This window comes from Candidatus Methylomirabilota bacterium, assembly GCA_036002485.1.
GTDB lineage: Bacteria > Methylomirabilota > Methylomirabilia > Rokubacteriales > CSP1-6 > AR37.
In genome coordinates this window covers 1-9,792 of the sequence record DASYTI010000128.1, presented here as the reverse complement: position 1 = coordinate 9,792, position 9,792 = coordinate 1, and the positions used below count along the sequence as shown (strand labels likewise).

Below are 9,792 nucleotides of genomic sequence, written 5' to 3'. Positions count from 1 at the left end.
TTCCGATGCGTTGCTGCGAATCGCCCGCGACTGGCGGGACATCATGGTCATCGTGGCGGGCGGCGCGGGCAAGCACTCGGCCTTCATCCCGACCTTTGGCGCCACGCGGTCGGTGACGCGCAGAATCGTGGAGTGAGCGAGGAGAGATCCTGTCTAGCCTGGGCTAAGGGACAGGAGATTCCGCTTTTCATCCCTCTCCCCCATCGGGGAGAGGGTAGGGTGAGGGGGCGGCCTCGCCCCGCCTCCGCCTAGCGCGAGACGGCGGCTTCGAGAAGCCTGACCTCGTGCGCGCTGACGGGCACGCCGATGCGTCGCGCCCGGAAGGCCTCGACGAGGCCCTGGTAGATCTCGGCTTCCGCCGGCACCACGTCTATCACGCGTACCCAGGGCTCCACGGTGAGCTTGATCCCGCCCGCCTCCACTGCGCCGATCCCGAGACTCGGGGTCGGGTCCTTGAGGACCCGGATATTGGCATCGACGATCTGCCGGCAGGCCTCGAGGGCCTGGTTGAGATCGGTGTGGTGGGGGACGTGGACGGCCAGATGAAGCTGTCTCATCGTCCCGAAGTTGTGCAAGATCTCGCCGACGATCTTCCGGTTGGGAATGATGACGCGCGAATGATCGGGGTGGGTGAGGATCGTCGAGGACAGCGTGATCATGGAGACGTCACCCCTCTCCTCGCCTATCTCGATGTACTCGCCCACGCGGAAGGGCTTGGTGAAGATGATGGTCAGGCCCGCCATGAGGTTGCCGAGCACGCCCTGCATGGCGAAGCCCACGCCGAGACCGGCCACGCCGATGCCCGCCACCAGGGGGGCGATGGAGAAACCGAACTTGTCGAGGGCGACCACGCCGGCCATGACGACGATGAGGATCTTGATGACGCGCACGAAGAGGTGCCGCATGGGCGGCTCCATGTGCTGCTTCTGAAAGCGCTGGTCGGCGAGGCCGCCAAGCCACTTGGCGGCGACGACTCCCACGGCCAGGATGGCGAGGGCGCCCAGGACCTGGAAGCCGTAGCGGAGCAAAAGCTCGACGGTAAGTTCTTTGACGTTCAGGGCGTTCATGGCTGTCTCCTTGTCGAGTGACGCCGTCTAGGGGCCTGTCGGAGAAACGTGCGGCAGCCCGTTGAAATCACCATACGCGATTCGTGTTCCGCTCCGAGTATCCTAGGGCGCGGCATAGAGCCGGTCGAAATACTCGCGCACCATGCGGTCGGAGGAAAAGCGCTCGACGCCCATGGCGATGGAGGCGCGCATCATCCGGGTCCAGCGGGACGGGTCGGCCCAGGCCGGCAGCACCTCGCCTTCCAGGGTGTCGTAGAGGGCGCGCAGGTCGCGCGCGTCCTCCCCGGTCCCTTCCCTAGCATCCCCGATGGCCCAGCCCGTGACCCCGTGCTGGCAGCCCTCCGGCCACCATCCGTCGAGGATGGAGAGGTTGAGGGTGCCGTTCATGGCCGCCTTCATTCCCGAGGTCCCGCTCGCCTCCATGGGCCGGCGGGGAGTGTTCAGCCACACGTCACAGCCGCGCGTGAGCAGGCGCCCCAGGGCCATGTCGTAGTTCTCGAGGTACACGATGGACTCCGGCCACTGGCGGATGGTCTCGACGAGAAGCGCGATGAGGGACTTGCCCGCCTGGTCGGCGGGGTGCGCCTTGCCCGAGAAGATCAGCTGGACGCGCCGGTTCTTGAGGAGGGGAGCCAGCCGGATGGGGTCGCGCAGCACGAGGTCAGGCCGCTTGTAGGTGGCCGCTCGCCGCGCGAAGCCGATGGTGAGCGCCTCGCGGTCGAGCTTCACGCCGGTGCGTGCCGCCACCTCGGCCAGGAGCTCGTCCTTCACGGCGCGCCGCGCCTCGCGGAGCGCGTCGTCTCCGTGCTCCATGGCGGCGGCGATCCGCGCGTCCTGCCAGGTGCCGCGATGGACGCCATTGGTGATGGCCAGGATCGGCGCGGCATCGGCGACGTGCGCCCACATGGCGCGGGCGGTCTCGCCATGGAGCTGGGCCACCGCATTGGCCCGGCAGGCCAGCCGCAGGCCCGCCACCGTCATGTTGAAGGGATCACCGCCGATCTCGCGGAGCTCGGCGGCCACCAGCTCGCAGCCGGCCCCCAGTCGCCGGAGGTCCTCGATGGCGTGGACCTCGTTGCCCGCCGGGACGGGCGTGTGCGTGGTGAAGACGATCCTCTCGCGCACCTCCCGCCAGGCCGTGGGGAAATCAGCCCCCGCCTCCATCCGGTCGGCGATGAGCTCGACGCCCGCGAAGACGGCGTGCCCCTCGTTGAAGTGGTAGAGGTCGACGTCCAGATGGAGCGAGCGAAGGGCGCGGACCCCGCCGATGCCGAGCAGCATCTCCTGGGCGATTCGACAGTCGCGCGCCGGGTCGTAGAGGCGGCGCGTGATCCATCGATCCCGCTCGTCGATGGGCTCGAGGAGGAAGAGGGGGGCGATGGCGTAGCGGGCCACGCGCCACACGCGGCACTCGACCTCGCGCACGGCCACCCGCACGCGCACGCGCGCGCCGGTGTCGGCGAGGGTGTCCGTCGGGTAGTCGCGCCAGAGATCGTACGGGTAGCCGTCGGGGCCAACGCGCTGCACCGTGTAGCCCTGCGCCCAGCGCAGCCCGATGCCGACCACGGGGACGCCGAGATCGCCGGCGGACTTCATGAAGTCGCCCGCGAGGATGCCCAGGCCGCCCGCATAGGACGGGAACTCCTCGTGAAGCCCGAACTCCATCGAGAAGTAGGCGACGAGCGGAAGAGCGGAGGCGGTCATTCCACGAGAGCATACGGCAAGAACCGTGGCTCCGCGAGGCCCGGGCGGCACTGGGGCAATTTACTTCGCCAGATCCACTCAGCCCTCGCCTCGCGGCCGAGCCGCTCAGCTCGAACTGCCACGTTGCGAACGGGCCGGCAACCCTCAACGTGCGTTCTATTCAGCCCTCGCCTCGTGGCTGCGCCCCTCAGCTTGAACACCCACGTACGCCTCGGGCTGCCGGCCTGTGCACAAACTGACCCACAGCCAGCGGCCAAGAGGTCACCGGCCGAGGCGAATGATGCGTCCGACTCCAGACTGGCGAAGCCGTGGATCGAGGGCGTCCCGGATACCCTCGCCCACGAGATTGTAGGAGAGAACCGTGATGAGAATGGCCAGGCCGGGGTAGAGGGTCAGCCACCAGGCGTAGGTGATCAGATCCTTGCCGTCATTGAGGATATTGCCCCACGTCGCATAGGGCGGCTGGACTCCCAGGCCAAGAAAGGACAACCCGGACTCGGTCAGGATGGCCGCGGGAATGCCGAGCGTCATGGCCACGAGCACCGGCGCCATGGCATTGGGCAGGATGTGCCGGAAGATCACCCGCAACGCTCCTGCCCCGATGGCCTCGGACCAGACGACGAACTCACGCTCGCGCAGCGCGAGGAACTCGGCGCGCACGAGCCGCGTCACCCCCATCCACCCGGTCAGGCCGATCACGGCCATGATGGTCCAGATCGAGGGTTTGAGAAAGGCCAGCACGGCCAGGAGCAGGAAAAAGCGCGGGAAGACCAGCATGAGATCCACCAGCCGCATGATCACGGCGTCCACGACGCCGCCATGATAGCCGGCGGCGGCCCCGAGCAAGATGCCGATGAGGGTGGCGATGCTGACGGAGACGAATCCCACGGCCAGCGAGATGCGCGAGCCGTGCAGCAGCCGCGAGAGGACATCACGCCCGATCTGGTCGGTGCCCAGCCAGTGCTTCACCGAGGGCCTGGACAGGATCTTCTTCATGTCGGGCTTGTTGGGGTCCCAGGGCGCGAGGGCGGGGGCGAACACCGCGATGGCGATGAGGAGCCCCACCACGACGCCGCCGCCGCACGCGAGCTGGTTTCGCGAGAAGGTCCGCCAGAAGAGGCGAAGCTCGCCGCGCCGCGAGCGAGCCGGGGCGGGCACGCTAGCGACGCCGCCGCCGCGCGGAGAAGCGAATGCGTGGATCCACGATCCCATACGCCAGGTCGGCGAAGAGGTTGGCGAGCAGGGTCAGGGTCGCCACGATGACGAGGTTGCCCATGATGACCGGGTAATCGCGCGAGAACACCGATTGGACCATGAGCTGGCCCATGCCCGGGATGGCGAAGATGCTCTCGATGATGATGCTGCCGCCGATGAGGCCGGGCAGGGAGAGCCCGAGAATGGTCACCACGGGCAGGAGGGCGTTGCGGAGCGCGTGCTTGCCGATCACCACCGGCTCGGCCAGGCCCTTGGCCCGCGCCGTCTGCACATAGTCCTGACGGATGACCTCGAGCATGCTCTGGCGCATGTAGCGCGACAGACCGGCCAGCCCGCCGAAGGCCGCCACGGCGACGGGCAGAATCAGATGACTGACGAAATCCCACTGCTGACGCCAGAAGGTGAAGTACTCGTAGTTGAGCGAGCGCAGCCCCGAGATGGGCAGCCAGTCCAGATTCACCCCGAAGAGGATCATGAGGAGCAGGGCCAGCCAGAAGTCGGGCGTGGCGAAGCCGATGAAGACGAAGACCGTGGTGACCTTGTCGAAGAGCGAGTATTGCCGCGTGGCCGAGGCGACCCCGATGGGAATGGCGAGAAAAAAGATGATGAGGAGCTGCAGGATGTTCAGGAAGAGCGTGATGGGCAGCCGCTCGCCGATCTTGTGCAGGACGGGCCGGTTGTCGGGCTGGAAGGAGCGGCCGAAGTCCAGGCGCGCGATCCGGCTCAGCCAGCGCGCGTACTGGACGGGCAGGGGCTTGTCGAGACCGAATTCCTCGTTCAGTCTCTGGATGAGCTTGGGGTCCTGCCCCGTCTCCTCGCTGCGGAGGTAGTCGAAGGGCCCGCCCGGCGCCAGCTGGATGACCAGAAAGGAGATGAAGGTGATCCCGATGAGGAGCGGGATCGCCAGCACCAGCCGGCGGAGCGCGAAAAGGGCCATCTAGGGCGAGGCGTACCGTTGCAATGACTTTGGCACGTACCAGTCGATGAAGTTGTAGTCGATACCGGCCGCCTCGACCTTGATGCCCCGCACGCGAGAGGAGACGACGGGCAGCGTCTCCCTGAAGTAGAGGAAGACATACGGCTGGTCCTCGGCCAGGATCTGCTGGATCCGGTGATAGGTGGCCACGCGCTCCTGCTGGTGACAGGTGGCCCGGCCCTTCTCGAGGAGCGCATCCACCTCGGGGTTGGCGTAGGAGAAGGAGTTGAGCTGGTCGGGACCATTCTGCGAGGAGTGCCACACCCCGTACTGGTCGGGATCGACGCCCGTTCCCCACCCGAGCACGATGGCGTCGAAGCGCTTCTGCTTGATGTATTCCTTCAGGAGGGCGGCCCACTCGATGGTCTGGATATCGGTCTGCACGCCGATCTCCTTGAGCCGTTGCTGGATGATCTCGGCGACCTTCTTGCGCTCCTCGTTGCCCTGGTTGGTCCGGATGGTGAAGCTGAACGGCTGCCCGTCCTTGTTGCGCAGGATGCCGTCGCCGCTCCGATCGGTCCATCCCGCGGCGGCCAGGAGCGCCTTCGCCTTGGTCGGGCTGAACTCGTAGCGCTTGACCTTGTCGGTATAGACCCAGGTGCCGGGGCGATACGGCCCCGTCGCCTCGCGCCCCAGTCCCATGACCACGCCCTCGATGAGCTCCGCCTTGTTGATGGCGTGCGCGAAAGCGTGCCGGACGCGCTTGTCCGCAAATCGCGGATCCTGCAGGTTGAACCCGAGGTAGGTATAGCGATTGGCCGCGTAGTGATACTTGTTGTAGTCCTTCTTGAAGGCCGGGTAGTCCGTCTGGCGCTCGTACTGGATGGCCGTGAGCTCGGCCATGTCCACGCCCTTGGCCTTGAGCTCCAGGAAGATGGTCGCCTGACTCGGGATGATGCGGTAGACGATGCGGCCGATATACGGCCGCCTCTCGATGTAATAGTCCTTGTTGGCGACCAGCACCACTTTCTCGCCGCTCTTCCACTCATGGAATCGGTACGGCCCGGTGCCCACGGGGTTCAAGTTCTGGGGCGCTTCGCGGAGCTTGCCCTCTTCCACGTACTTTTCGAGCAGGTGCTTGGGCAGCATGGCATGTCCCCAGCTCCCCAGCGCCTTGGCGAAAGGCCGCGTGTAGGTGACGCGTGCCGTGTAGGGGTCGAGGACCTGGACATCCTTCACGGGCTCGAAATCGTCTCGGTAGGCCGTGGGCGTCTTGGGGTTCACCATCGCCTTGTAAGTGAACACGACATCATCGGCCGTGAAGGGGCGGCCGTCGTGCCACTTCACGTTCTTCCGTAGCTTGAAGGTCAAGGTCAGGCAGTCCTTGCTGAACTGCCACGATTCCGCGATGGAGGGCGCCCAGTTGAGGTCCTTGTCGAGCTGGACGAGCCCGTCATAGATGAGGCTGCCCACGGTGTGCGACGCGCTGTCCGACGTGATGCTGGGGATGAGGCCCGTGATGTCGCCGATGGAGGCGTTGACGAAGGTGTCGCCGTGGGCGGCCTTCTCGTGGGCACCCGCGGTGTCCTGAGCGGCGACTTCACCATCCCGGACGCAGCTGCCGCCCAAGGCCACGAGGGTGGCAAGGGCCAGCAGGGCGGAGACGCGGGAGGCGCGCATCACTTCTTCTCCGGCGCGGGCACGGGAGCGGGAGCCGGCACGGGCGCCGAGTCGGAGCGCGCGGGCGCCGAGGCCGGCATGATCGTGCTCGCCTTCTTGTGCGCCAGCACGGCCAGGGAAAACGACGTGACCATGAAGACGATGGCCACGGCCGAGGTGATCTTGCCCAGAACCGTCGGCGTGCCCATCGAGCCGAAGACGGCCTGGCTGCCGCTGCCCCCGAAGGCGGAGCCGATGTCGGCCCCCTTGCCGGCCTGGAGCAGCACGAGGCCGATGATGATCAGGCTCACGATGACGTGGATGATGACGATGAAGGTGAACATGCCCCGGTCACTCCTTTGCTGGGCCGCCCCTGGCGGCCGACTTCCTGGCGATGGTGATGAAGCCCGCCGCCTGCAGGGAGGCGCCCCCCACGAGGGCGCCATCGATATCGGGCTCCTGGGTGAGCGCGGCGGCATTGTCCGCCTTCACGCTCCCGCCGTAAAGGATCCGGAGCGACTGCGCGACCTCCTTGGAGGCGAGCTCGGAGACGAGGCCGCGCAGGTACCCGTGCACTTCAGCGGCCTGAGCGGGTGTGGCGTTGACCCCCGTCCCGATGGCCCACACGGGCTCGTAGGCGAGAAGACATCGCTCGATCTGGCCCGCCCCAAGGCCGCCGAGGCCCGCCCGGAGCTGGCCCTCGACCACGGTGAAGGTCAGGCCCTGCCGCCGCTCTTCCGCCGTCTCGCCCACGCAGAGCAACGGCGTGAGTCCGTGCCGGAGCGCCGCCGCCACCTTGCCATTGACCTCCTCGTCGGTCTCGCGGAAGAGATGGCGCCGTTCCGAGTGGCCGAGGATGACGAGGCGGCAGCCGAGCTCGGCGAGCATCACGGGGGAGATCTCACCCGTGAAAGCGCCCTTGTCCTCCCAGTGGGCGTTCTGGGCTCCCCAGCCGATGGGCGAGCCCGCGAGGGCTTCGGCCACCGCGGGCAGCGCCGTGAAGGGCGGACAGACCACGACTTCCACCCCGCGCGGCCGCTTGAGCCCATCGCGCACGGCCAGGGCGAGCTCCCGCGCTTGGGTGATCCCCCCGTGCATCTTCCAGTTGCCGACGACGAGCGGAGTTCGCATCAGGCCGCCTCGTCGAGAGCCGCCACGCCGGGCAGGGTGCGCCCCTCGAGGAACTCGAGAAAGGCGCCACCCCCGGTCGAGATGTACCCGATTTTCTCCGCCATCCCCGCCTGATGAACGGCGGCCACGGTGTCGCCGCCGCCCATGACCGAGAACGCGGCGGAGGCGGCCACGGCGCGAGCGATGCCGAGAGTGCCCGCGGAGAAGGGCGCCTTCTCGAAGACGCCCAGAGGCCCGTTCCACACGATGGTCTTGGCGGAGGCCAGGAGCGCCGTGAACTGTGCGACGGTGGCGGGGCCGATATCGAGCCCCATGAGGTCGCCGGGCATGTCCCGCACGCTCACGACGCGGATGCCCTCCACGCTGTCGGGCCCCCGGGCCACCACGAGGTCCACCGGCAATCGCACGCGGACGCCGAGCGCGCGGGCGCGACCGAGGATGGCCCGCGCCGCTTCGATGCGGTCGGGCTCGAGGAGCGAGCGCCCGACGTTGTGCCCGAGCGCGGCGAGGAAGGTATAGGCCATGCCGCCGCCGATCAAGACGGCGTCCACCCGCGCGAGCAGATGCTCGACGAGGCCGAGCTTGTCGGAGACCTTGGCCCCGCCCAGCACCGTCATCACGGGACGCTCGGGGCTCTCGAAGATCCGCCCGAGGGCCTCGAGCTCGCGCGCCATGAGAAGCCCCGCCGCCGCGGGATGCAGGATGCGGGCGATCCCCTCCGTGGAGGCGTGGGCCCGGTGGGCGGCGGCAAAGGCGTCATTCACGTAGACGTCGGCCAGCGAGGCGAGCCGGCGTGCGAAGGCAGGATCATTGGCCTCCTCCTCGGCATGGAAGCGCAGGTTCTCGATGAGAACGGCCTCGCCCGGCTTGAGGGCGGCCGCCGCCGCCTCCACCTCGGGGCCGACACAGTCGGGCAAGAGGGGAACCGGGCGGCCGAGCAGCTCCTCGAGCTTGGTGGCGACCGGACGGAGCGAATAGCGGGGGTCTGGCGCGCCCTTGGGGCGCCCGAGGTGCGAGGCGAGCAAGACGGCGGCGCCCGCCTTGAGACAGAGCTCGATGGTGGGGAGGGCGGCGCGTATGCGCGTGTCTTCGCCGACGCGCCCATCCTCCAGCGGGACGTTGAAGTCCACGCGGAGGAACACGCGCTTTCCCGCGAGCTCCACGCGATCGACGGTGAGCTTCGCCAAGCTAGAGCGACTTCGACATGTACCGGATGAGATCTTTCACGCGATTCGAGTAGCCCCACTCGTTGTCGTACCAGGCGAGCACCTTGACGAGGGTCCCCTCGATCGCCGCCGTCGACGGGAGGTCGATGATGGAGGAGTGCGGGTTTCCGTTGAAGTCGGACGAGACGAGCTCCTCGTCGCACACGTCCAGAATGCCGCGGAGCCTCCCCGACGCCGCCTCACGGAAGGCGTCGTTCACCGCGGCGACCGAGGCCGGGCGCTCGAGCTCGGCGACCAGGTCCACCACCGATACGTTGATCGTCGGCACGCGGATCGCGATGCCGTCGAGCTTTCCCTTGAGCTTCGGCAGCACCAGCCCGACCGCCGTGGCCGCGCCGGTCGTCGTCGGGATCATGCTGACCGCGGCGGCGCGCGCCCGGCGGAGGTCCCTGTCCGGGAAGTCGTGGACGTTCTGGTCGTTCGTGTAGGAGTGGACCGTCGACGCGAAGCCGCGCTTGATCCCGAACCCGTCGTCGAGCACCTTGGCGGTCGTCGCGAGACAGTTGGTGGTACACGACGCGTTGGAGATGATCCGGTGCCGTGTCGGCTCGTACGTCTGCTCGTTCACGCCGAGCACGATCGTGGCGTCAGGATCCTTCGCGGGCGCGGTGATGATCACCTTCTTGGCGCCGGCCTGCAGGTGCTTGGAGGCCGTGGCGGTGTCGCGGAAGACGCCGGTGGATTCGACGACGACGTCGACGCCGAGGTCGCGCCACGGCAGCGTTGCCGGGTCCTTGAGTGCGCAGACGCGGATCTCTCTTCCGTCCACGAAGATCGCCTCGCCCTTGGCCGTGACCTCCGCGCGGAGCGTGCCGTGTACGGAATCGTGCTTCAGAAGGTGGGCCAGGGTCTTCGCGTCCGCCAGATCGTTGAC

Annotated in this window: 9 protein-coding genes; all 9 read right to left on the bottom strand. The window is 67.7% G+C overall.

The genetic code is table 11. The annotated features are described in order from the left end of the window. Positions 1-248: 248 nt before the first annotated feature. The gene (locus VGT00_13145; protein ID HEV8532359.1) at positions 249-1,067 is read right to left on the bottom strand and encodes a mechanosensitive ion channel family protein; all 819 of its coding nucleotides are present in this window, start codon (positions 1,065-1,067) and stop codon (positions 249-251) included. Positions 1,068-1,169: 102 nt separating this feature from the next. Continuing rightward, positions 1,170-2,771, bottom strand: coding sequence for an alpha-glucan family phosphorylase (gene glgP, locus VGT00_13140; GenBank protein HEV8532358.1), 1,602 nt, complete (start codon positions 2,769-2,771; stop codon positions 1,170-1,172). Between the two features lie 261 nt (positions 2,772-3,032). Then, entirely contained in the window at positions 3,033-3,929 is an 897-nt protein-coding gene (locus VGT00_13135; GenBank protein HEV8532357.1) for an ABC transporter permease, read from the bottom strand. 1 nt (position 3,930) lies between these two features. Beyond that, positions 3,931-4,923, bottom strand: coding sequence for an ABC transporter permease (locus VGT00_13130; protein ID HEV8532356.1), 993 nt, complete (start codon positions 4,921-4,923; stop codon positions 3,931-3,933). Then, positions 4,924-6,582 carry a peptide-binding protein gene (locus VGT00_13125; protein HEV8532355.1) on the bottom strand — a complete coding sequence of 553 codons (1,659 nt, stop codon included), beginning with the start codon at positions 6,580-6,582 and terminating at the stop codon, positions 4,924-4,926. After that, on the bottom strand, positions 6,582-6,905 hold the full coding sequence (gene secG / locus VGT00_13120) for a preprotein translocase subunit SecG (GenBank protein ID HEV8532354.1): 324 nt from the start codon (positions 6,903-6,905) through the stop codon (positions 6,582-6,584). Before secG ends, VGT00_13125 begins: the two co-directional genes overlap by 1 nt. A 7-nt stretch (positions 6,906-6,912) precedes the next feature. Then, positions 6,913-7,692, bottom strand: coding sequence for a triose-phosphate isomerase (gene tpiA, locus VGT00_13115; GenBank protein ID HEV8532353.1), 780 nt, complete (start codon positions 7,690-7,692; stop codon positions 6,913-6,915). Beyond that, on the bottom strand, positions 7,692-8,879 hold the full coding sequence (locus VGT00_13110; GenBank protein HEV8532352.1) for a phosphoglycerate kinase: 1,188 nt from the start codon (positions 8,877-8,879) through the stop codon (positions 7,692-7,694). Before VGT00_13110 ends, tpiA begins: the two co-directional genes overlap by 1 nt. A gap of 1 nt (position 8,880) precedes the next feature. Beyond that, on the bottom strand, positions 8,881-9,792 hold a 912-nt coding region (gene gap, locus VGT00_13105; protein ID HEV8532351.1), incomplete at its 5' end, for a type I glyceraldehyde-3-phosphate dehydrogenase.